19 protein-coding genes, 1 other RNA gene and 1 riboswitch are annotated in these 23,280 nt (G+C 47.8%); of the genes, 15 read left to right on the forward strand and 5 right to left on the reverse strand.

Annotated elements, in window-relative coordinates; all coding sequences use genetic code 11:
- The first annotated feature begins 13 nt into the window (after positions 1-13).
- Positions 14-1,750, forward strand: a complete 1,737-nt coding sequence (locus G598_RS0109535; protein ID WP_026766774.1) for an NERD domain-containing protein — start codon at positions 14-16, stop codon at positions 1,748-1,750.
- Here G598_RS0109535 and G598_RS0109540 read toward each other — a convergent pair.
- Both G598_RS0109540 and G598_RS0109545 read right to left on the reverse strand, forming a co-directional pair.
- Positions 1,740-3,251: a DUF2779 domain-containing protein gene (locus G598_RS0109540; RefSeq protein ID WP_037363802.1), complete on the reverse strand. Its 1,512-nt coding sequence runs from the start codon at positions 3,249-3,251 to the stop codon at positions 1,740-1,742. The genes G598_RS0109535 and G598_RS0109540 overlap by 11 nt on opposite strands.
- 17 nt (positions 3,252-3,268) lie before the next feature.
- Positions 3,269-4,600, reverse strand: coding sequence for a helix-turn-helix transcriptional regulator (locus G598_RS0109545; RefSeq protein WP_026766776.1), 1,332 nt, complete (start codon positions 4,598-4,600; stop codon positions 3,269-3,271).
- A 141-nt stretch (positions 4,601-4,741) separates the two neighbouring features.
- Here G598_RS0109545 and G598_RS0109550 point away from each other — a divergent pair, with 141 nt between their 5' ends.
- A complete protein-coding gene (locus G598_RS0109550; protein ID WP_026766777.1) occupies positions 4,742-5,464 on the forward strand; it encodes a hypothetical protein in 723 nt (240 codons plus the stop codon).
- A 67-nt stretch (positions 5,465-5,531) separates the two neighbouring features.
- Here the strand turns inward: G598_RS0109550 and G598_RS18650 are convergent, their stop codons facing one another.
- Positions 5,532-7,625 (reverse strand): AAA family ATPase, encoded by a 2,094-nt coding sequence (locus G598_RS18650; RefSeq protein ID WP_051180153.1) that lies wholly within the window; start codon positions 7,623-7,625, stop codon positions 5,532-5,534.
- Between the two features lie 260 nt (positions 7,626-7,885).
- Between G598_RS18650 and G598_RS0109560 the strand changes: the two genes are divergently transcribed.
- From G598_RS0109560 to G598_RS0109570, 3 genes are all read left to right on the forward strand, one after another.
- Positions 7,886-9,454, forward strand: a complete 1,569-nt coding sequence (locus tag G598_RS0109560) for a hypothetical protein (protein ID WP_026766778.1) — start codon at positions 7,886-7,888, stop codon at positions 9,452-9,454.
- 203 nt (positions 9,455-9,657) lie between these two features.
- Positions 9,658-10,338, forward strand: coding sequence for a MotA/TolQ/ExbB proton channel family protein (locus tag G598_RS0109565; protein WP_169534985.1), 681 nt, complete (start codon positions 9,658-9,660; stop codon positions 10,336-10,338).
- Positions 10,339-10,355: 17 nt separating this feature from the next.
- On the forward strand, positions 10,356-11,759 hold the full coding sequence (locus tag G598_RS0109570) for a sel1 repeat family protein (RefSeq protein ID WP_026766780.1): 1,404 nt from the start codon (positions 10,356-10,358) through the stop codon (positions 11,757-11,759).
- Here the strand turns inward: G598_RS0109570 and G598_RS0109575 are convergent.
- Positions 11,722-12,630, reverse strand: coding sequence for a LysR family transcriptional regulator (locus G598_RS0109575; protein WP_051180154.1), 909 nt, complete (start codon positions 12,628-12,630; stop codon positions 11,722-11,724). The two genes, G598_RS0109570 and G598_RS0109575, sit on opposite strands and share 38 nt — an antisense overlap.
- 191 nt (positions 12,631-12,821) lie before the next feature.
- On the opposite strand from G598_RS0109575, the gene G598_RS0109580 reads away from it, so the two are divergent.
- The 7 genes from G598_RS0109580 to G598_RS0109610 all read left to right on the forward strand — a co-directional run bounded on the left by G598_RS0109580 (position 12,822) and on the right by G598_RS0109610 (position 19,849).
- Positions 12,822-13,259 carry a carboxymuconolactone decarboxylase family protein gene (locus G598_RS0109580; protein WP_071837965.1) on the forward strand — a complete coding sequence of 146 codons (438 nt, stop codon included), beginning with the start codon at positions 12,822-12,824 and terminating at the stop codon, positions 13,257-13,259.
- 4 nt (positions 13,260-13,263) lie between these two features.
- Positions 13,264-14,595, forward strand: coding sequence for an MATE family efflux transporter (locus G598_RS0109585; protein WP_026766783.1), 1,332 nt, complete (start codon positions 13,264-13,266; stop codon positions 14,593-14,595).
- Between the two features lie 176 nt (positions 14,596-14,771).
- Positions 14,772-15,467 (forward strand): putative quinol monooxygenase, encoded by a 696-nt coding sequence (locus tag G598_RS0109590; RefSeq protein ID WP_080657002.1) that lies wholly within the window; start codon positions 14,772-14,774, stop codon positions 15,465-15,467.
- Between the two features lie 204 nt (positions 15,468-15,671).
- A complete protein-coding gene (locus tag G598_RS0109595) occupies positions 15,672-16,658 on the forward strand; it encodes a biotin--[acetyl-CoA-carboxylase] ligase (RefSeq protein WP_026766785.1) in 987 nt (328 codons plus the stop codon).
- Between the two features lie 25 nt (positions 16,659-16,683).
- Positions 16,684-17,478, forward strand: coding sequence for a type III pantothenate kinase (locus G598_RS0109600; protein ID WP_026766786.1), 795 nt, complete (start codon positions 16,684-16,686; stop codon positions 17,476-17,478).
- A 3-nt stretch (positions 17,479-17,481) separates the two neighbouring features.
- Positions 17,482-18,447, forward strand: coding sequence for a tRNA dihydrouridine synthase DusB (gene dusB, locus G598_RS0109605; RefSeq protein WP_026766787.1), 966 nt, complete (start codon positions 17,482-17,484; stop codon positions 18,445-18,447).
- A 13-nt stretch (positions 18,448-18,460) separates the two neighbouring features.
- Entirely contained in the window at positions 18,461-19,849 is a 1,389-nt protein-coding gene (locus tag G598_RS0109610; protein ID WP_026766788.1) for an aminopeptidase, read from the forward strand.
- A 724-nt stretch (positions 19,850-20,573) separates the two neighbouring features.
- On the opposite strand, the gene deoD is transcribed toward G598_RS0109610, so the two are convergent.
- A complete protein-coding gene (gene deoD, locus G598_RS0109615; RefSeq protein WP_026766789.1) occupies positions 20,574-21,284 on the reverse strand; it encodes a purine-nucleoside phosphorylase in 711 nt (236 codons plus the stop codon).
- A gap of 205 nt (positions 21,285-21,489) precedes the next feature.
- On the opposite strand from deoD, the gene rnpB reads away from it, so the two are divergent.
- The 3 genes from rnpB to G598_RS0109625 form a co-directional block, all read left to right on the forward strand.
- Positions 21,490-21,850: RNase P RNA component class A (rnpB, locus tag G598_RS18655), an RNA gene on the forward strand.
- 174 nt (positions 21,851-22,024) lie between these two features.
- Positions 22,025-22,180: riboswitch (cyclic di-AMP (ydaO/yuaA leader) on the forward strand.
- A gap of 45 nt (positions 22,181-22,225) precedes the next feature.
- Positions 22,226-22,849, forward strand: coding sequence for a C40 family peptidase (locus G598_RS0109620; RefSeq protein WP_102012092.1), 624 nt, complete (start codon positions 22,226-22,228; stop codon positions 22,847-22,849).
- A gap of 187 nt (positions 22,850-23,036) precedes the next feature.
- Positions 23,037-23,280 (forward strand): helix-turn-helix domain-containing protein (locus G598_RS0109625; RefSeq protein WP_026766791.1); only part of this gene is annotated, 244 nt, incomplete at its 3' end.

A 23,280-nucleotide genomic window follows, 5' to 3' on the forward strand; every position in this document is an offset into this window, starting at 1 on the left:
TGAGGAGCGTAATATGGCAAGATTTTACCCTGAAAATCCCGGTAATTTTAATGGTAGTGAAGGCGAAGAACAGGTCTATAATGCCCTAAAGACGCTGGATGACCGCTATGTGGTGTTTCATTCTTATCGCTGGGTAGGGGATGGCAATCGCTCACAGGCTGATGGTGAGGCTGACTTCATTATCTTTGACCCGAAATATGGTGTTCTGGTCATTGAGGTGAAAGATGGCATTATCAGCTATGAGGGAGGGCGTTGGTATAGCACAACGCGTGATACCCACGAGAAAAATGAAATCGAACCATTTAGGCAGGCGGTCAGCAGCAAGTATAGAATATTGGATGAATTCAACAAACATATGCGCTTTGCGCCCTGGGTATTTCATGCTGTGTGGTTTACGAATTTTGACAAGTCACAAGTCCATAACTATCCGCTGGAAGCACCGCCAGAGATTATCTTGGACGCGGATGCCCTTAGCTGGCCGGAAGATGCCATCAGAAATGTATTCGAATTTTGGTATGATACTACTGCAGCCCGCAAATATCCCAGTGTGTTGTCCGATGAAGACATCACGCGCTGTGTCGGCATTTTGCAGCCAGTGGTACGGGCAGCAGAGACGGTCAAAACATCCGGTGTGAGCTGTGAAAGCACGTCCGTTCGCCTGACCAATCAACAATATGCCTTGCTGCATTTCCTGCAGGAGCAACGTATCGCGGCTATATATGGACCGGCGGGCACTGGCAAGACCATTTTGGCTGTGGAGAAAGCGAAGATGCTGGCGAATGATGAGGAGGATGTATTGCTCCTTTGTTTCAATGAGTTTCTTTGGGAGCGGCTCAAGGAAATGGAACTGAATCAGCATATTGCGCTGCATAATGAGCGTACACTGGCCGAGGAGCTGATGCCGGAGAAGAGGATTCCTTTTGACAAGATTATTAACCGCTTTGAAGCGTATTTTGCCGAGGAATTCGCGGATGAAAGCTGGCCATACAAGAATGTCATCATTGATGAAGCACAGGATTTCCCCAGTGATCTCTTGGCGCATATTCATCAGTTGGTTTTAGCTCGTGGTGGCATCCTATATGTATTCTATGACCGGAAGCAGTCGGTCATCACCCGCAAGATGCCGGATGGCACGTTAAAGCCAAATGCCAGCGTATGGATTGACCAGAACATGGATTGTCGTCTCGTGTTGTATCGTAACTGCCGCAACACTGCAGAAATCAGCAAGTCGCTCAGTAATATCGGGGAAATCAAGACCCAAGGCTATGTCAATGAAAATCATGGAGATAAACCAATAGTGCAATTTTGCACGAATCAGGAGGATATCGTTGCTGCTGTGAAATCCTTTATCAATCAAAGCTTTGGAGAGGGATTCTCCCTTACGGATATGGTTATTCTCACCACCCATATGCTCAAGAGCAGTATGCTCACGAATTTTGCGGCAATCGGCGACTGGCAGATTTCCAACAAGCCGGAACTGGGGAAAGTATGGTTTACCACGGTGCGCCGTTTCAAGGGGGTGGAGGCAAAAGCCGTGCTCATTCTGGATGTGAAAACATCCGAACTTACACAGGAAATAACCCGCAATCTGCTGTATGTGGGCAGTTCGCGGGCTACTCTGAAGCTGAAATTGCTGATTCTTGATGATGTACGCCGCAAGGACTATCCTGTGGCATTGGCAGCCTTGGGAGATAAAATCGAACAGCGTAAGGATATCGCAGATTGGCTGGGGATGGATATCAAGAAGTGAATGCTTGTAGTTTCTCAAATATCTTGACCATTGCTAAGGTGTCAAGTTCGCAGTATTTCAGCATTTGCTGGCGTTTGATGGCTGCATCGGTGCAATCGTCTTTGGCTGTCTCCAAATAAACCATAGGAGCTTCGCCGCCATTATGTACACCGGCAAGCGCGTGATAATCTAACTCCTTGTCATTGGGAAAGAGGGCGGGCAATACATCCTTGATACTATAGCTGCCTTTTAAAACTTTGCTGTAGTATAATCTATCCCTGAAGGGAGCCATCATATCGACAAAATGCGTCAACCGTGCTAATAGCTGTGTACGCAGCTGCGGATATTCATTGGCTAAGTCTTGAATGCAGCTCCTTTCCACAGATGCATTGTAGGCGACAATACATGCTCCTGCAGGAATATCCTGACATAATCGTTGGGCGATTTCCTCGCGGGAGTCTTTGCGTGGGTCCCCTAGATACTCCTTATGGATTAACTTGCCGCCAGCTGACTCCAATATATGCAGCGAATATTGGAAAACCTGTCTTTGATATGGCCTTGTGCCTTTATATTGGGGAATGGCGGGATTGATGGTTTCAAAGTCTAAGAAATATAAGGGATATTGGATTTGAGTCAAAAAGCTACGAATGGCATTTTTATCAATATACGGCTCTGTTTCATGCAGCTCGTGGTCGACTTGTTGTTTATAATCCTCCTTCTTGATATGGGGCAATACATCCTCAAAGGAATAAATTCCGTCGTTATAGAATTTTACTTTGGCAGGTATGTTCATTCCACGAATGTCAAATATGTTCGGTTTGGGCAGACCTCGTGAACAGTAGGGGAAGAATGGGCAATCGTATGGATGCAGGCTGTCTTTTGCATCTGACCCGAAGCATTGCTTTCCCATGTTTCGGGTCGGTTCATTATCACCGGCAGTATACATGTAAGCGGCGATATCGGCAAGGTTTTTGACGGTATCACGTTGTAAATCACGGATTTCATCGGTCAGGTCAACAATCTTGAATAGCTGCTGGATATCCAATTCATCGCTGCGCACATATTGATTGTCTATAATGACCAGGCAGGCTTTCTGGACATTCAGCCCTGCTTTGGTCAGCACATAATATTGGAAGGCGGCATCATGCTTATAGATAGGCTTTACTTTGGTACTGCTCTTGACCTCATAGATTTCTACATTTCCCGCGCCCAAATTACGCAGAATGTCTACGCTGCAAAACAGTTTGTCAACGAAGAAGGAGGCCTCTGTGATTACCGAGGTGCCTTTCTTCATCTCTATCTGCGTATCCTGTGCCATCTTGTCACGGTCATCATCACGGACAATCTCATGGAAAGCGCCAAACAGCCCCATAGCCAAATCGCCGACCTCGCTGCCCTGTTTTAAAATGGCTTCATTGTCGTAGGATTCATCATATTCGTCTGGTTTGTATTTTCTTAGCCAGACGCGTTTGGGGCATTGCAGGGCTTCACAGTATCTGGTTTTTGACAAGTCAACTGCCATTATAAACACCTCCGTTTTTAGCTCGGTATCCTCAGCATATCGTCGAACATTTCTACTGTTCGCTCTTTCTGTTTATCTGCTTTCAATTTTTCGGGGTCAACAGGTTCAAGGGGGTGCTGCTCATAATCGATGATTGTATTCAAGGCAGTTTGCATCCTTTTTTTCAGTTCGGCTCGAACAGAGGCCGGTTCTACGACAATTACATTATCCCCCTGCAGCATAAGCCATTTATATAACCCTTCATTTTCCTGCACGGTAACATAGGCATTAAGCGCAGTTTCGCCGTCAGGGAAGGTCCGGTTAGTGGGATAAACATGCAGCATGTTGCTGTCCAAATTGAATTGTGCCAAAAACTGCCCTTGGAAACTCTCGCGAAAGAAAAAGCGCATATCTATCGGGGCTGTGTCATTATGGAACATAAAGATATTTTCCCGCATATAGCGGTCCAAAGAGAACGTTACCAACGCAGAACGGTTACTGATAAGTTGCTTTTCTTCCTCGGTTGACGCTTTTTTCTTGTACTCATTTACGGCTTTGTATTCAGGAATCGTTCGTTTGAGAGAATACCGCTTATATTCCTCCATCTCACTGATGGAGAGGGCGGCGTCATAGGTCAGTTGAAACTGGTCTGCAATCAGGGACACCTTGAAATGGCTTAGGTGATGTTTGTCCTTTTTCGTGTCATGTGCCGCACAATGGGCAATGAGGTAGCATTCATCCATGTTCCAGACGAGGTAGTAGGGGGAAACAACATACTTCTTGGTTTTTCCGGTTGCAGAGTCCAGACGTTTTTGCATATTTGCCATATCACGGTCTTGATGCGTATAGTAGGTGAATTTAAGCTTTTTCTGCTTCCAAATGGCATCCAAGATGGCACGGATAATGGGGAGAGTGTGTCTTGTAGGTTTACGGCGGGGAGCTCTGCGTTCCATTTGCTTTATCATGATGTCCAGATAATCTTCCCCAAGGCTGTCTGTACGGTGCAGGAATTTCTTTATTATGGCATTCGTTTCAGTAGTGGAAATGGTGACAGAACGATAGAGCGCCTGCGCAATGAGGGAAAATTCGGCAGCTTCAAAATCGAATTTGTCACAATAATAGCCCTCTTTTTTGTTTTTGCTGGTAGCAATGTGGTAGAAGCCGCTGGTATTCAATGCATCTATATATCGCCCTACGCTTGATTTACTTAGCTGGGCTGGCGGTTCATCAGGAAAGTGTTCCTGCCATGCAGAGGCCACATCCTGAATAAGCTCATCTTTAGTCCGGGTATGTTCGAGATTGGTATGCTTTAGGGCATCGAGTAAAAGTAAAAACAGCACATAGGATTTTCCTTTTATTTGTTTTTCCATGTTCATACCTCCTGTGGTTTTGCAGTACGTTAGCTTTGATGTGTCATATTTGACAGATGATTCCAATTTCCTGCCGCATATCGGTATATTCGTGTTAATATGATTTTAGAGGTCAGGTTAGTTTTTGGGGAGGATACGATTATGACGGAAGAAAAATATCAAGAGCTGGTAAAACTGGTGGAAGAACAAGGCACGTTAACCCCACCCAAAGAGTTATATGGCCATTATGGCGACTGGAATGCAATGGTCACATTGGCGCGGCTGTTGACCAGTTTTGGTTTGGATTATCCGCAAGAGGCGGTTTTACTTTTCCGTGAAGCCGTAGCGGTACCCTTTGCAGATTTTCCTCAAGATGTGTCTGAAGATGAATATGTTGATTTAATGGCCTGGGCATTGCGTGACCTTAGCAGTTTAGAACGTAAGCTTGGCGAATATGAATTGTCTCTTGCCCATATTGAGAGGGCCATAGAAATGGCGAATTCCAGAAAGGTTCGTTATCAATGGACACTTCGCGGCAATTTGGTCTATCACAAACTGCTTACTTTGTGTGCGCTGGGAAGAACAGCAGAAGCTGATGCGATAGCAGAATCCATGGTAAAACCACAAAAGCAGGATAGCTGCGCTTATTATGGTTATCTGTTCCAGGCAAGACAGTCTGCAGCGCAGGAAAATCCAGCAGCTGTAAGGGATTTTATGGTAAAGGCCGTAAATTCCATGGATAACGCTGATGTGGTCTTACAATGCCGCACTGAATTAGAGCAGGTTGACATTACCAAGTTGGATGCGCAGAGTGTGTTTGACCGTATGAACCGATTATTACCAGATGTTTATCATGAAGTTGTCTGGGAAAATGAAATAAATTGAGAGAGATTACTCTTGTTTATGCTTGCGGGATATTGCGCATTGGCGGCAATATCCCGCAGGCATATATTTATACGGAAAAGCCTATGGGGGTGGAATGGTCATATTCCCAGAATGTTTCTTGAATATCACGGAAGTCTTCGGCACGCAGCAGCATCAGGTCTTCTTTACCGGCTTCGCCATTAGCCGCTTCGGCATAGATACGGTTGGCCTGATTCATGATGGCTTTCTGCAGCAAGTTGCGCACATAGCGGCCGTTGCCAAAATCCTTCATTCTTACAGCGTTGCAGAATACCTCATGACAAGCGGCTTTGGCATCTTCATCCAGTTCATAGCACTTGTCCTCGGCCATTTTCTGCATGATTTCATCTAACTGGTTGGGGGTATAGTCCTCAAAGGTCAGTTGGAAACCAATTCGGCTGCGGAGGCCTTCATTTCTCTTGAGGAACTTAATCATCTTGTCCGGATAGCCAGCAAAGATGACAATGGTGTCGTCACGATGGTTTTCCATCTGCTGGACAATGGTGTTGATGGCTTCATCGCCGAAACTGCCATCACGGCCATCGGTCAGGGCATAGGCTTCATCGATGAATAAGATGCCGCCTTTGGCCTCCTTGAATTTTGCCTCAACCTGTTTGGCCGTCCAGCCAACATATTTACCCACTAAGTCCTGTCTGCCACATTCCACGAAGATGTCACCTTGCAGTATTTGTTCATCACTCAGGATACGAGCCAGCAGTCTTGCCACGGTTGTCTTGGCTGAACCCGGATTTCCCAGGAAGGCCATATGGGGGGCGTTTCCCCCGGCGGGGAGTCCGACTTTCTTGCGTTGGCTTTGCATTTTGGAAAAGGCAATGATGCTGTTGACCAAGGTTTTTATGTTGTCCAAGCCAATCAAGCGATTCAGGTTTTCATAGGCAGAACTGCGGCTGCGAATGTCTGACTCTACTTTTATAACCTCTGCCGTTCTGTAGGATTGATAGATTTGGTCCGAGAGCATTGACTTGCAATAATTGTTGTAGATATCATGTACCTCTGACATTCGGTAAAGGTCTTTGGTCAACAGTTTGCGAAAATCTTTGGCATTCCATGCGGGAAATTTATGCTCCGCCTGTAAGGTTTTGGCAAACAGCATCGAATCCTCTATCGTCCCCAGGCCTTCGCGGATATCAATGAAATCTACTGTGCCCGCCAACTGCTCAATGACATTTTTGGACAGCGTTGCCTGCTGGCCAATATCAATAAGCATAAATAAGGTGTTTTGGTGGTGCTGACGAATCAGCCGTTCAAAATAATCGACAACAGCATGATGGGCATTAGCATATTGGCCGCTGTCTTCCGACTCTCCATTCAGGAATAAGACAACCACACCGCCATTGGCACTTTCGAAGATATTCGTTAACGCCGTATCGTTGAAACAACGCTTGGTTACATGGTCAATAATATTTTTGCGGAAACTGCTTAGTCTGCCGTTTTTATACAACGCCTGCAGCAAAAGTTCCATCATAGAATTTGCCGATGGCAGGCTGGCTGCATGAATGTGATAGTGTACGGGATGGCCCCAGAAGCCTGTCTTGTTATTCTTGTCGTAAATACGCTCAATTTCCTCCCGCAAAGAATCATCGGCCAGCATACATTTTAATTTCGTCAGACAGCTGCGGTGGGATAACGGTGTCTGGCGGCAGATTTCTTCCCGATACTGGTAGTAACAACCGTTATTATTACGGGTATGGTCGGTTATATCCAGACATTGCAGGATATTTCGGCCATATCTGGTATTGATGAAATCAGCGTATGCACCACGCTCTGTTAAATGAACAAATTCGGCTTGTGATATTTCTTGCAGTTTCTCAATCTGCAGTGATTTTAGGCCAAATTGTCCTCTTATAAGCTTGATGTGGGATTCGATAAAATCAAGCAGTTCTGCCGCCTGCAGCTGGCAGGTCTTGCGGGATACTAAGGCTATTTTCATATATTTTGCATTGGCATCATATACGAATACGCTAAGGGGGTCTGTAATTGTCTGCAACCCTGCCAAGGCACTGATTTTGCTGATATTCTCAGCCCAATCCCTAACGAGGTCAGGGTCTGTACCATCACCGACCTTGCTTAAAACGGACTTTGTGCACAGCGTATAGGCGAGAGAGGCTTGATAATAAATCATGGAAATATTCCTCCATTCCTCTATTCAGCTCTGATTTAACAGGTGACAGCCTTTGGCTGCTCAAGCACTGTCAAATCTCTTTCGTGTTATCTTTAGTATAACCGGTAGAGTGCTTCCATAGTTGCGCAAATCGCTCTGTTCGGTCAAATTTGACTGAACACGAAAATTATATCCCCCCATATTCTTCCTTGCGGTTAGACTGTAGGTAACAAACAAAACAGTCTAACCTTATTGTCGTGCGGTAAAAAGGGGAGGTTACTATGCTGCCAAGAGCTTTCATTGTTGATTGGAATAAAAAAGATTGGCAAGAAACATTTGCCAATCATCTAATCAACGACCCCATTGAATCATTACCAGAATTGTTGCCACCACAATGTGGACAATATTCTACATCCCGGCCATCTGAACGCGGCTGGATAAATCTTCGCTGGCGGGTGGCTTGTCATAATGAAGTGGTTTTCATTGCCGTAGACCGTGGACGTTTTATCGCCCCATATGCCCGTGAGCCACACAACCAACGAAAATCCTACATATTAAAGGTAGTGGATTATCGGGTAAATACATTATCCCTGAGCTTGACGCAGACATTAGCCGTACCTGAGAAAAACTGCCGCAATATTCCCCAATGTGTGGCCAGGGCAGCCGTGGATTTTTTACAGGAAGAAGCTGAGAAACGATACGGTTATTCGTTTGTTCTTCCGGCCAGCATACAAAACGGTTATTTCAATGATGGACGAACACTGATAGATGCCGCTCTGCGATACCCGCATGATATCAATCTCTGGTATGTCCAGAATTTTTTTGACAAAGGTAGACAACATCAAGAAATTTTTCAACCGGGAGGTTTTGATACTTTTCCGCTGCTCTGTGAGCAATTTTCCATCGAGCCAACAACTGCCTTGCGTGAAGCATACAATAATCACCCTTACGCCATCATCATGACCAGGGTTCTGGAATCCTTAGGAATCAAGGAGCCAAAACTTATCGAACCATTTTTGAAGCTGAACAAATGGAATGACAAACCCATCTATGAAGGGTTGTGCGATTGGGGGATCTACACCTATCATTGCTTGTTTAGTCATATCTTCCACCAAAGTTGGTTCACGGATGACATGGGCATCAGCCATATGTTGCAGCAAAATAATTATTTCTATCGCCAAAGTTTTCCCTACATTTTTTTCTGCCAGTTATTGCGACAGGAGATTGGTGAGATTAAACTTGCTCAACGTTTATTGGCGCAGCAAATGACAGATGGGGATATATTCAACAAATTTGCTGCAGTGCTATTCTATAATTTCCACATCATTCCCATTCCATGGAGAAGGAAAATCATATCTTCACCATTGACGGAAGAATTATATGCTGAGCTGCTGGCCGTTATTGACACAGAAAAGGTACAACGCTGTACGTTCCATTATCCCCCAGAAATAAAGGCTTGCGAGGGTATGGTAGATGGTTTTGAATTCCGCTTGATAAGCAATAGTGATGAATTTACACGCATGCAGCGAGCAATTACCTCCTGTGGTAATCCGAAATCACCATTGTTAGATGGCGATGGTGTTGTCCGGCTGGGCATTTACAAAAACGGCGAAATTGGAGGCTGCTTAACCTTACAGGGCATATTTAAGATTTATTGCAACAACAGTGGCGGTATCTACGAACATACTCTTTTAACTGCTGGTCTGCGAATAGCGGTATTGCATTGGCTCAAAGCTACAGGGCTATATAAGAATTATGGTCCGTATTTTTCTACAGATTATGCGTATCTGTCCGAAGATGTCCAACTTCTGCCATTGTCATCGGAACAGGAAGGGAGCGAATTACAATGACGAACAACACGCACTTTTCTTTATTTTATTTGCTGATTGGATTGCTATTGTTTATCAATGGTGAATTGAGATTAGTATATTCGGACTCACCACTGGATTCTTTATCATTATTTGCTGGCTGTCTATTCTGTTGCGCCAGTACGGGGCTTTTTACGACCGTTAAGCATAATATGACGGTATCTTCTTTTTGGCAGGGGGCAGAGGTGGAACGTGAATCATTATTTCTGACCCGTCTATTTGTAGAACTGGCCTTTATCGCTCGCAATCAGGGGATTTTGGCTTTGGAAGAAAATCCGCACGATAAAAATTACCGTAATCCTTTTTTCCACCTGGGGAAAGATATGGTAATGGATGGCTATGACCCTGACTATATCCGCGAAGTGATGGAGAACATCAATAAGACCTTAGCTTATCATCTGACTGCTAAAATTACCTGCCTGAAGCACTTGGGGCTATGCCTGCTTAGCAGTGGTCTTATCGCTCTGCTTGCAGGGACACTTTCCCTGTATCTGCGAACATATAGCGGGGAAAACATCGCTGTGATTGTTCCGGTGGTGCTTATGGTTTTGGTCAGTGCCTTTTGTCTCATGGGCCTGTTTTGCCTGTTCTTCCTTCCCCTGTACCTGAAAGACCAGCAGCATCGTCAGTTGTCCTTGCAAAAACAAATTATGGCAGGCATATTCTCCTTGCAGGCGGGGGATTCCTATAATGCGATTATGCGCTTGCAGCTATCCTTCCTGTCCCGCGAAGATATGCGCTCTCTGCTTGAGCAGCCTATGCTGGAAATGGACGATGAAGAAAACTTATCGTCCAGCCAGAAAAAAGAATATGAGGTTATACAACAAACCTTGAGAAAAGAAATAACCAACTGGCATATGGTCTGAGAACGGAGGTGATACACATGGGCAAAACCGTTTTTGGCTATAATTACCCCCGGAACACCTGGAAGATCATTACGCACGCGCATCTAATCGATGACAATATTGCTGCCGTACCAATTATTATCCTTGTGAGATATCGTCATCAGTTCATTGGTAAAGAAACGGTTAGTGTATGGTGTCCGCGGCATCGGGATTACGAGGAAATCGGTGAATTTACAGAAGATGGTCTGATAACGGGCGCAGGCTGCCAATTAACCGGGTTGTTAGCTGAGGTAGAAAAGAATATTTATCAGACCTCTTGGCATTACGGGGAGGATTCAATCGTAACTCCTGTTCGTTATACGGTAACGGAGACTGAACATGGTGCTTACCATATCACTCAGGAAAATGTACATATTTTGCTTAGCTGGCAAAAACGGCATGATTCCACATCTTGGGGAGCAACGGGTTTTTTACTTGTTCCGAACATCATGTTCATTGATAAAAGCTGCATGCTGGCCTCGCCAAAAGCTAATGTCCCCGAAGCAATACAAAAGCATATTTTCCCTAATATGCCAGTACGAAAAACTGTAAAAAAGAAAAATACTCCTCCAATTGATGACGAGCAGGCTATACGGGCAGAGGCAGGATATTACATTCCCATCACTACACCAGCATTAGACAGAAAACAATGGGAATGTAACGTCAACGGCTATAACTTTCGACAAATTAGATATATGAACATGTTTCAAAACATCAGTCGTCATATGGAAGGGCGTTGGTACACGCAAAAAGAGCTGACGGACAAAATTCTTTTTGCTGTCGAACGCAATGGCCGTTATGTTGCGCTGCTGGTATTAAGTGGCAATATACTGGAATCAAGCATCATAAATACTTATAATGACCATATACTGACCGCCAAAACCAGAGTCGCTATGCTGGCGTGGATGCAGCACAATCGAATTGAGGAAAAATACAGCAGCCCCAAAGAGGACTGCCGGAGTCCCCTGAACCAGCCGCTGCATATTAACGCTGTAACCCAATACGCTCTCTGGGAGGAAATGACCTTGCAGCAAATGCTCTCCCTCCCCGCAGAGGAAGTTGCCAATGCGCCTTTATACTATTTGAATCTCAAGCTAAAAATCAATACCATCATGCTGTTGCGTTACCAATCCCCTGATTTTCAGGATGATGAGATTGCCTTGCTGGAAGAACGCTATCCGTATATCAGGCACCTGTTTGTCGCTGCTGATAATAACAATCCTGAAGCTCAATATGTGCTCCATCTGATGTACAGCGATGCAATATTATTCAATTTCCGTGATTATCGGCGTGCTGATAGCTGGTATCAGCGTGCGGTCAGCAATGGCTGGCTGGATTTAGCTCCTGAAAAAGATGATATCAAGCTTACCGGCTTTGACTTCCCGCTAAATAATCGTATTTGATTTGTACGAAATCCAGGAATTTGGCGGTGGCAGCTGAGAATGCATGGTTCTTTTTCCAGGCCAGTACATGTCCGGTGATGCGTTCCGGCTGGAAGGGGCGGAAGCAGATTCCCGTCATGGGGCGGATGGAGACGGCACCCTCCACGCAGATGAGGATGCCAATGCCCTGCTTGACGAGCAGCAAACCGTTGGTGGGGAGATTATGGGAGGCGACAATGTTCAGCTTATCTTCGGCAATGCCCAGCCATTTGGCAATTTCCTCAATGACGATGGTACGGCGGGGAATGATGATTGGCAGGCCTTGAATGTCCTGCGTGGTGATTGCTGTTTTGGCGGCAAGAGGGGAATCCTCAGGTATAACAATGCCCCATTTTTCATAGCAAGGCAGACGCAGGAAATTATATTTTGCAACTTCTATAGGTTCGAGCAGAATGCCCAAATCAATGCTGCCACGGTCGATTTTTTCGCGGATATCGTTACCGTCTGCGCTGTAAAGTTCATATTTGACGGCAGGATATTCTTTGCTGAAGTCGGCCATGATTTGGGGCAGCAGGGTGGAGGCAATGCTTTCCACACAGGCGATGGATATGGTTCCGCCCAGCTGTCCCTGCTGCTCGGAAATTTCGCGGCAGGCTTTGTCGGCGAGCTGGGCGATTTCCTTTGCCCGTTGCTGGAACAAAAAGCCGCTGTCCGACAGGGTCAGTTGTTTGTGCTTGCGGATAAACAATTCACAGCCAAGGTTTCGTTCCAAATCCATAATCTGCCGGGATAATGTTGGCTGGGTGATGTGGAGGTCTTTGGCTGCCTGGGTGATGTTGCCGGCATTGGCAACGGCCAGAAAGTATTTAAGTACGCGGATATCCAGTTCCATAATATGTCCTTTCGTTCGTGTATAGCCTTATAATCGTCAGATATTTTGGGGGTATAATAGCACATTCCTTTCCTTTTATCAATGCTCAAAAAGCATGAATAAAAATGTAAAATAGGTATTAGACAGGTAAATGTCCTAAAGCTATACTATAAGCAAGTTAAACAGTTGTTTACATCGAAGGAGAAAATGGCATGAAAAACATGGGCAGGAAACTTGTCGCCGCAGTTTGCGGAGCAGCGTTTTTGGCAGCGAATATGATGCCGGTTATGGCAGCAAATCAGGAAGGAGAAAAAAATATGGCAAAGAAAATCGTACAGACAGCAGGACGGGATGCGTTGGGGGAATTTGCACCGGATTTTGCCCGCTACAATGATGATATTTTATTCGGTGAGGTATGGTCACGCAATGATGTCCTTTCCCTGCATGACCGCAGTCTGATTACCATTTCGGCGTTGGTGGCCAGCGGCATTATTGACAGTTCCCTGAAGTATCATATTCAGACGGCAAAAGCTAATGGCGTGACGCAGGCTGAGATGGTCGAAGCCATCACGCAGCTGGGCTTCTATGCGGGCTGGCCGAAGGCTTGGGGCGCTTTCCGCATGGCAAAGGAAGTTTACGAGGCCAAGTAAGCGCATGGAACGTTTTTCCGGACGCAGGCTGCGGGCGATGATGTTGCCGCTTTTTGTTGAGCAGCTGCTCGTCATGCTGGTAGGGCTAACGGACACACTTATGGTCAGCCATGCCGGGGAAGCGGCTGTGTCCGGTGTTGCTCTGGTGAATCAGTTCAACATTATTTTTCTGTATCTCTTTTTGGCACTGGCCTCCGGCGGGGCCGTTGTCATCAGCCAATACATCGGCCGCAAGGAGAACGAGCAGGCGGGCAGAACTGCCAGTCAGCTGCTGCTCTTGAGCATTGTGATTTCCCTGGCGGTCACAGGTTTGGTGCTGTCCAGTGCAGAGTGGCTGCTTTCCCTGTTGTTTGGCAGGGTGGAGCCGGAGGTGATGGCAGCCTGTGTCCGCTATTTGCAGATTACAGCTTGCGGCTATCCAGCTATAGCGGTTTATTATGCCGGGGCGGCAATCTGCCGCAGTCTGGGTAAAACCAGAATTACTATGTATATCACGGCAGTTGCCTGTGTGCTTAACGCTGTGGGAGATTTTTTAGGGATATTTGTCCTGCAGGCCGGCGTTGCTGGCGTGGCATGGCCCTTTGTGCTGGCCTGGGGCATTTCGGCGGTGCTGATTACGCTGGTCTGCTTTGGCAAAGCGCAGGCAGTGACTTATCGTATCAGCTGGATTTTGGCGTGGAATGGCGCGCTTATGCGCCGGATTTTGTCCATCGCCATACCCAACGGCATTGAAAGCGGTGTGTTTCAGTTGGTCAAGGTGGCGTTGACCAGTATGGCGGCGCTGTTTGGTACTTATCAGATTGCCGCCAATGGTGTGGCACAGAGTATCTGGTCGCTGGCGGCATTAGCAGGCGTAGCGATGGGACCGGTGTTTATTACGGTCATCGGCCAATGCGTTGGGGCCAGGGATTTAGAGGCGGCTGCTTATTATTTCCGCAAGCTGGGCCGCTATACGCTGGCTTTTTCTACGGGCTGGAATATCCTTATCCTCGCGATTACGCCCTTTGTACTGGATTTTTACGCACTGGCACCGGAGACCAAGAAACTGGTCTTGCTGCTGGTCCTGATTCACAATGTATTCAATGCGGGAGCTTTTCCGTATTCCGGCGCTTTCAGTAACGGACTGCGGGCGGCAGGTGATGTGCGGTTTACGATGGTGGTTTCGTTGGCTTCGACCATCGGTGGCAGGCTGTTGCTATCGTATGTGCTGGGGATTGTGCTGAACATGGGGGTAATTGGCCTGGCCTGGGCCATGGCAGTAGATTGGACAATTCGGGCGGTCATTTTTCTTTGGCGGGAACGGACAGGAAAATGGCGGAATTTTCAAGTGATATAAAATGATTTTTGCAATATTGACATCGTGTCATTTATTGTTTATAATAATGACATGATGTCAATATTAATTTTCCGTGATTGTTTATGGAGGGAAAGAGCATGAAAAATCTGCCGAAAATTGCTTTAGGGGCATGGGGCTGGAAAAAAGGCATAATGTTCTGTCTGGGAGGAATATTGATGGCTAGTTCAGTTGTTGGTGCACATCCCATCCGCACGCCGGAAGGCAATATGCCGATGGTACATTGGGCTGTACTGGAATCCACGCCGGGCACTATGCAGGCCATGGGCGCTATCGGCGCCAAGACCGTTGGTCCGCAGACAGCCAAAGAGGCGGGGACGTATGCGCTTTATGGCGCTATTGATGTGAAGAACCATGATTTAATGCGGTTGCTGGAAATTTACGAAAGCTATGAAGCCTATCGCATTCACAGCACCAGTGAGGCTTTTCAGGAATACCGGGCGGCAAGGCTGCCAATGCTGAAGAGCCTGCGGATTATGGAGGCCAACGGCATTGCCTTGGAGCAGAAAGACAGTGGCACAGCAACGGTCGCCTATATGCATCGTTATGAAGTGGAACCGGAAAAACTGGCGGAATATCAGCATTTGGCAACAGCAGAAGCAGTTCGCGCCGTAAGGGAAGATGCTGGTGTCATGGGCATGTTTGTGACAGCTGAACACGATAATCCGAACATCATCCATACGATGGAGCTCTATCGGGACAAGGCCGCCTATGAACAGTATCAGCAATCGGCAAAGGCCAAGGAATTCCAGAGCAAAATCGCCGCGATGTTCCGCAATGTGCATACGGTGGAAAACCTTCCCGCCAATATTACATTGAGCCAAAAGGGATTGCAAGGGGTAAAACGGTTCTAAGTATTCTTCTTAGGAAATCCGGGATTTAGTGAAGCGGCATTTGCAAGGTAAATAAAGAAAAACGATAAAGAGGAAAGCACAGAATTTCGCGTCATGCGGGCGTGAGATTCTGTGCTTTCCTCTTTTTTTGCCTATGGCAAAATTTGCCTATTGGCGGTATAATCGTATAGTGTGAAAAAATGACCAATCCATAAGGAGGATGTCATGCGGAATAAGATTTTGCAAATCCTGCGGGAGAGCAGGGATAATTATATATCCGGTGAGGAAATGGCAGACCGATTGGGCGTTTCCCGGACGGCGGTTTGGAAGCATATCAAGGAAATGCGGGCGCAGGGCTACGATATCGAAAGTCATGCCCGCAAGGGTTATGTGCTGAAAGAAACGCCGGATGCGCTGCTATCGGGGGAAATCGCGCACGATTTGCAGACAAGCGTTATCGGGCAGAACATCATCTGTCATGAGGAAATTGACTCCACCAACAACGAAGCCAAACGCCTGGCGCGTGAGGGCGCAGCAGAGGGGACCGTTGTGGTGGCCGAATGTCAGACCGGGGGCAAAGGCCGGCTCGAACGCCAGTTCTTTTCGCCCAAGGGCAAGGGCATTTGGTTTTCCGTTATCCTGCGGCCTAAGTTCCTGCCGCAGGAAGCGCCGAAATGCACGCTGATGGCAGCGGTGGCCGTGGCCAGAGCCATGGAGGTGTTTGGTCTTGAGCCGGGCATCAAATGGCCCAATGACCTGCTTTATGAGAATAAAAAACTCGTGGGCATCTTGACGGAAATGAGTGCTGAGATGGACGGCATCAATTACATCGTCATCGGCACGGGTATCAACGTCAATATTGACCAGTCAGAATTTCCCGAGGATATTCGCGACGTGGCAGCATCGCTGTGCATGATGAAAGGCGAACCTTTGCCCCGTGTGAAGTTCTTTCAGGCTGTGCTCAGGGCTATGGATGATTTATATGCGCAGGTGCAGGCGCAGGGCTTTGCGCCGGTTCTGCAGGAATGGCGCAAGTACAGCATCACGCTCGGGCAGGAAGTCAAGGTTATCGGCGTGCGGGACGGCGAGGTTTATTTCGGCAAGGCGGCCGATATTGATGAAGACGGCGCTTTGCTCGTGGATACGGAAGAAGGCCGGAAAAAAGTGTTGGCCGGTGACGTATCCATTCGTCCCCGCAGTGGCAAGTGGTAAATGAATTTTATTAGGAGGAAATCCTTTGTTATTAGTTTTGGATATCGGCAATAGCAATATTGTCATGGGCACCTATGAAGGCAAGAAGTTGATGAAGCACTGGCGTATTTCCACGGACAGGCAAAAGACCGGGGATGAATACGGCATGTTGATGAATGATTTGTTTCGCTATCAGGGCATCAGCATGAGCGATATTCATGCGATTATCATATCCTCGGTTGTGCCGCCGCTCGTAGTGCCGATGGTCAAGATGTGCGAGCGTTACTTCCACTTAAAGCCGCTGGTCGTAGGCCCCGGCATTAAGACGGGCATTAAGCTGCACTACGAAAATCCCCGTTCCATTGGTGCTGACCGTATCGTGAACGTAGTCGGCGCTTATGAGCAGTATGGCGGTCCGCTGATTGTCATTGATATCGGCACGGCGACCACCTATGATGTGGTGGGTGATGATGGCGATTTTATGGGCGGTGTGATTGCGCCCGGCATTGGCACGAGCGCCGATGCCCTGTTCCAGACGGCGGCGCAACTGCCCCGTATCGAGTTGGTTCCGCCCCGGCAGATTATCTGCCGCAATACCATTCAGGGCATGCAGGCGGGGATTATCTTCGGCTATGTGGGCCAGATTGACGAAATCGTGCGCCGCATCAAGGCCGAGTTCGGCAAGGATATGAAGGTCATCGCCACGGGCGGCCTTGCCCGCATGATTGCCAAGGAATCCGCGACCATCGACAAGGTTGACCACTTCCTGACGCTGACGGGCCTGCAGGCACTCTACGAGCGCAATGCCGACAAGCGTGAACCGGCTGAGAGGAACGCTTAAAACATGCAGATAGGAAAGTTTACATTCAACGAGCCAGTATTTTTGGCGCCCATGGCGGGTGTTACGGACACGGCTTACCGCATTATCGCCCACGATATGGGCTGTCCGCTCTGCTATGCGGAAATGGTGAGTTCGCAGGGCATTCACTTCCGCAATGAGCGCACGCTGACCATGCTGGAATCGGAGCCGGGGGAGCGCCCGCTTGCCATGCAGATTTTTGCCAACACGCCGGAAATGGCGGCGGAAGCGGCAAAATACGTGGAAGATTTGGGTACGGCGGATATTCTGGATTTCAACATGGGCTGTCCCGCACCGAAAATCGTCAAGAACGGCGAAGGCTCGGCGCTGATGCGTGACCCGGAGAAGGCTTATGCTATTCTCTCGGCCATCCGCAAAGCGGTGAAGATGCCCTTTACGGTGAAGATGCGCAAGGGTTGGGATGAGAGCCACGTAAATGTGCTGGAAATCGCCAAAATCGCTGAAGCGGCAGGCGTTGATGCCATCGCTGTTCATGGCCGCACCCGCGAGCAGTTTTATAGCGGCAAGGCGGATTGGGATATCATCGCTGAGGTCAAAAAGACGGTCAAGGTGCCAGTCATTGCCAATGGTGATGTGCGCACCTGTCAGGATTTGCAAAAGATTCTTGACGAAACCTCCGCAGACGGCGTGATGATTGGCCGTGGCGCGCAGGGCAATCCCTGGATATTTAAGCAGCTCACCCATTTCCTGCGTACGGGCGAAATCCTGCCCAAACCGACCATGCAGGAGCGGGCGGAGGTCATTATCCGCCATCTGGACCTGCTCTTAAAATACAAGGGCGATTATATCGGCCCACGGGAAATGCGCAAGCATGCCACCTGGTATACGCGCGGCATAACCCATGGAGCCATTCTCCGCGATAAGTTCAACAAGGCCGAAAAACGCGAAGACTTTATCCATATCATCAACGAATATCTGCTGAAAGCATAAAGGAGAAATCGAAATGAGCGAAGAAAAAAAAGACTCTCTCTGGAGCCAGTACAGTGATGCAGAAAAACAGGAATTAGAAGCCCTGAATAAAGGCTATCGGGAATTTTTGACCACCTGTAAGACCGAGCGGGAAAGCGTCAAAGAAGCGGTAAAGCAGGCTGAAGCTGCCGGTTATCGCAATTTGACGGACGTTATCAAAAGCGGTGAAAAACTCACGGCAGGCGCCAAGGTCTATGCCGTCAATATGGAAAAAGCACTGGTGCTCTTCAATATCGGTACGGAACCGCTGGAACAGGGCATGAATATCTTAGGTGCCCATATCGACACCTGCCGTCTAGACGTCAAGCAGAATCCTCTCTATGAAGATGGCGGCCTGGCTTATCTGGACACGCATTATTACGGCGGCATCAAAAAGTATCAGTGGGTGACGATTCCGCTGGCTATGCATGGTGTCGTGGCGAAAAAAGACGGCTCCGTGGTGGAAATCTGCATCGGTGAGGACGAAAACGACCCGGTATTCTGCGTTACGGATTTGCTTATCCACCTTTCGCAGGAACAGATGAAGAAAAATGCGGCCAAAGTTATCGAAGGGGAAAGCCTCGATATTCTCGTGGGCAATTACCCGCTGAAAAAGGACGATAAGGAAAGCGTCAAAGATGGTGTCCTGCAGCTGATTAAAGACAAATATGGTTTGGAAGAAGTCGACTTCCAGTCCGCAGAACTCTGTCTGGTGCCGGCAGGCAAGGCAAGAGAACTGGGCTTTGACCGCAGCATGACTTTGGCCTATGGACAGGACGACCGCGTATGCTCTTATACTTCCCTGCGGGCTATGCTGGACATGAAGGACGTTAAGCGTACGGCTTGCTGCCTGCTCGTAGATAAGGAAGAAATCGGCAGTGTGGGTGCTACGGGCATGCAGTCCCGCTTCTTTGAAAACACGGTGGCAGAGGTTATGAATGCTTGCGGTGCATACAGCGAACTGGGACTGCGCCGCCTGCTCGCCAACTGCAAAATGCTGTCCTCGGATGTGTCCAGTGCTTATGATGCGCTCTATGCTGGTTCTTACGACAAGAAGAACGTAGCTTACCTGGGCAAGGGCATGGTGTTTAACAAGTTCACCGGTGCCCGCGGCAAATCCGGCTCCAACGATGCCAATGCCGAATACCTCGGTGAATTGCGTGCCATGATGGATAAGCACAATGTCCATTATCAGCTGGCTGAACTCGGCAAGGTTGACCTGGGCGGCGGCGGCACCATTGCCTATATCATGAGCCTTTATGGCATGCAGGTTATTGACAGCGGCGTGGGCGTGATGAGCATGCACGCACCGTGGGAAGTGACCAGCAAGATTGACGTGTACGAAGTGAAGAAAGGCTATATGGCGTTCCTGCAGGAAGCCTAAAGATACATATAAATTGCGGTTTATCGATGTTATTGCGAGATTGAACTTATTTGTTACAGCTCAGTTTAGGCGTAGGTGGTAATACTTTTCGCCGTTGCACGAAATGACCCACAAGGAAATATATGGGCTTTTTAGTCACCTGCGCCGGGCAAGACCGGCGGCGCGTATATTCAGCTCAATTTCTAGAAACTGTCGTTTGTGGGCCAGTCCTCACTGCGTTCGGACAGTCGTTCCACGTCGAAAAGCATCACCACCTCCGCCCTAAGTGATGTCCGTACAAAACGTCATTTTCGCAGTGATAAGCAACAAGTACATCGATGTTCTTGTTACGGGAGCAACGAGTTCGTGGCAATAGGCTAATCCGTAACTTGGGGCGAACGGGGAGTGCTTTTTCTGTTAGGAGCGACTGCCTGAACGCAGTGAAGGCCGGCCCCTGGAGAAAGCAGCTAAGCAAATACGCTGAAAGAAGCGCCGTTGGCCTGCCCGGCGCAGGTAACTGGACAGCTCTATTTTGCGAGGGGGTCGTTTAGCGGGAAACAGAAAAAGTACTCCCCGTTCGCCCCTGACCACGTATGAACAAGATACCTTTACCACGAACTGAACTCCCCGACAAACTGCAATATGTCAAAAAAGCCCGGCAAGACCTTTTCTTTAGTGTTTGACGCAAAGAAATAGTCTTGCCGGGCTTTATCGTTTTGTTGTAAAGCGAATCAACCAGCGCTGATTAGTCTTCGATAGCCGTTTCGAGGGCAATCTTAATCATGTCGTTGAACGTGGTCTGGCGTTCTTCTGCGGAGCAAGCTTCGCCAGTCAGGAGATGGTCGCTGACGGTGAAGAGTGCCAGTGCCTGTACATGGGCTTCAGCAGCGAGCGTATAGAGGGCGGCTGCTTCCATTTCTACAGCGAGAATGCCGTATTTGCGCAGTTTTTCGCTGTCGATTTCTTCATCGTAGAAGCGGTCAACAGAGATGATATTGCCGACTGTGGCTTTGAGGTTCAGCTTTTTCGTGTTGGCTACAGCCTTGGAAAGCAGGTCATAGTCGGCGATAGGGCAGTAGTTGATGCTGCCGCCGAAGATGTTGCGAATCATGGAAGAGTCCGTGCTGGCTGCCTGAGCGATGAGGACGTCACGGAGTTTTACATCCGGATGCATACCGCCGCAGGTGCCTACGCGGAACAGTTTTTTGCAGCCGAAGCTGTGAATGAGCTCATGGACATAGATGGAGATGGAGGGAATGCCCATGCCCGTGCCCTGTACGGAAACCGGTACACCCTTGTATTTACCCGTGAAGCCTAAGATATTGCGTACGGAAGTGTACTGTTTGACATCGTCCAGGAAGTTTTCTGCGATGAATTTTGCACGCAGGGGGTCACCGGGGAGCAGAATGCGTTCTGCTACATCGCCTTTTTCAGCGCCAATATGAGGAGTTGCCATGATTTGTTCCTTCTTTCTGTGAAATAAATTCTAAACGATAATGTTATTATACGAAAAAATAACAAATAAGAAAAGGTCATCTGACCATTAATCTCATAGTAAATTGTAGCAAATACCTTTTGCGGGCGCAAGAGAGCGCGTAGTTTTAGTTTAGCACCAAATTTGACAGATTCATCTTAAAGTGGTATACTTTCTCATGTTGAAATAAGTTGTCAAGACAATCGCGGCTGGCCTAGAGCCAGATGAGGAAAGTCCGGGCTCCACAGGGCAGTGTGCTGGATAACGTCCAGCGAGGGTGACCTTAGGGATAGTGCCATAGAGATTTAGACCGCCAGTTTCGGCTGGTAAGGGTGGAAAGGTGCGGTAAGAGCGCACCAGCAGTCAGGTGACTGGCTGGCTTGGGTAAACCCCACACGGAGCAAGACCAAATAGGGAAGGGATGATGCGGCCCGCGGAACCTTCCGGGTTGAGTCGCTTGAGCCGGCAGGTAACTGCCGTGCCTAGATAAATGATTGTCGCCTCCGCTTGCGGATGGAACAAAACTCGGCTTATTGATTGCTTATTCAACCTAAATGCAAATAAGATGGCTGTCGTAACGACAGCCACTTTTCATGTCAGCATGAATTCTGAAAAGAAACTGAAAATTATTTAGAGTTGTGCAAAAATTAAAATCTTATTAAAAAAATTGCAGGAATACGACGACTTTTGTCGTATTATATAAATTGGGTATTACAAAAATACATAGGATTAAGCTGAATCCAGCCCAGGAGCGGGGGAACCAAGTTTTTTGGGGCGAACTTCACGATTACATTATTTGACAGTGTAAGGAATGGAGCGGGTGGTCTTCTCTACCCGAGCCCGGCAGCTAACCTCGTAAGCGAACAGAGAGAGGAGTTGGCTTTTTGTTTAAAAAAGCAACAAAGCGTGTGTTTGCGCTGTCCATGATCCTTATGTCCATGTTTTCTGTGTGTAGTGCGTCTGCATTCCGCGTAGGAGATCAGGGCATGGAGGTAGCCGAGATACAAGGACAATTGGTCCGTCTTGGTTACGATGTATCGGCTGATGGGGATTTCGGTCCGGCAACAGCTGAAGCAGTTAAGGTATTCCAGTCTTCCCATGGAATGGCTGTAGATGGACAGGTAGGGCCGTCCACTTATTCGGCTCTTTTAGGCAAATCCATGCCGGTAGTGTCCCATGGCAGCAATTACATCAATCGTACCGTTATTTCCGAATCCATGCAGTACCTTGGTGTGCCGTATGTGTTTGGTGGTACCAGCCCCAGTGGTTTCGACTGCTCCGGCTATGTGCAGTATGTTTTTGCTCATGCTGGCGTACATCTTCCGCGTACGGCAGATGTTCAGTATGAAGTAGGTTCGCCTGCTGGTGAACTCATGCCTGGTGATTTAGTATTTTTTTCGACGTATTGTCCGGGAGTGTCTCATGTAGGCATTTATCTTGGTGATCGTCAGTTTATTCATGCGTCCTCCAGTGCAGGGGTCAGCGTAGCTTCCTTAGACAGCTCCTATTGGGGCAGCTGCTATGTTGGTGCCCGCCGGGTGATGTGATGGCATTTTGAGGAGAGGCGCAGCCTCTCCTATTTTTCTTTATGAGAGGCTTTTAACAGCCAAGCATAACTTATAAAAAGTTGATAAAAACCGATAAAAAGTCTAAGCAAACTTACTTTCCAATACAGAAATAGTACAATGCCCATCAAGGCATGGTATAATTATTCGTATAGGGGAGGTGAATGCGATGATAAGGTCAGTCAGGATACGACTACTGCCAAACAACAAGCAGAGAACTAAACTTTTTCAGTTCGCAGGTGCTTCAAGATTTGCCTATAACTGGGCTTTAGATAAGCAGATGGATAATTTCAGGGAAGGCAGAAAACTGCAAAGTGATTATGACCTTCGCAAGGAGTTCACTGTTTTGCGTAATGCTGAAGAATACTCGTGGCTTCTGGGTATATCCAACAATGTCACCAAGCAGGCTATCA

Origin of the sequence: Selenomonas ruminantium subsp. ruminantium ATCC 12561, assembly GCF_000424065.1 — a bacterium.
Lineage (GTDB): Bacteria > Bacillota > Negativicutes > Selenomonadales > Selenomonadaceae > Selenomonas_A > Selenomonas_A ruminantium.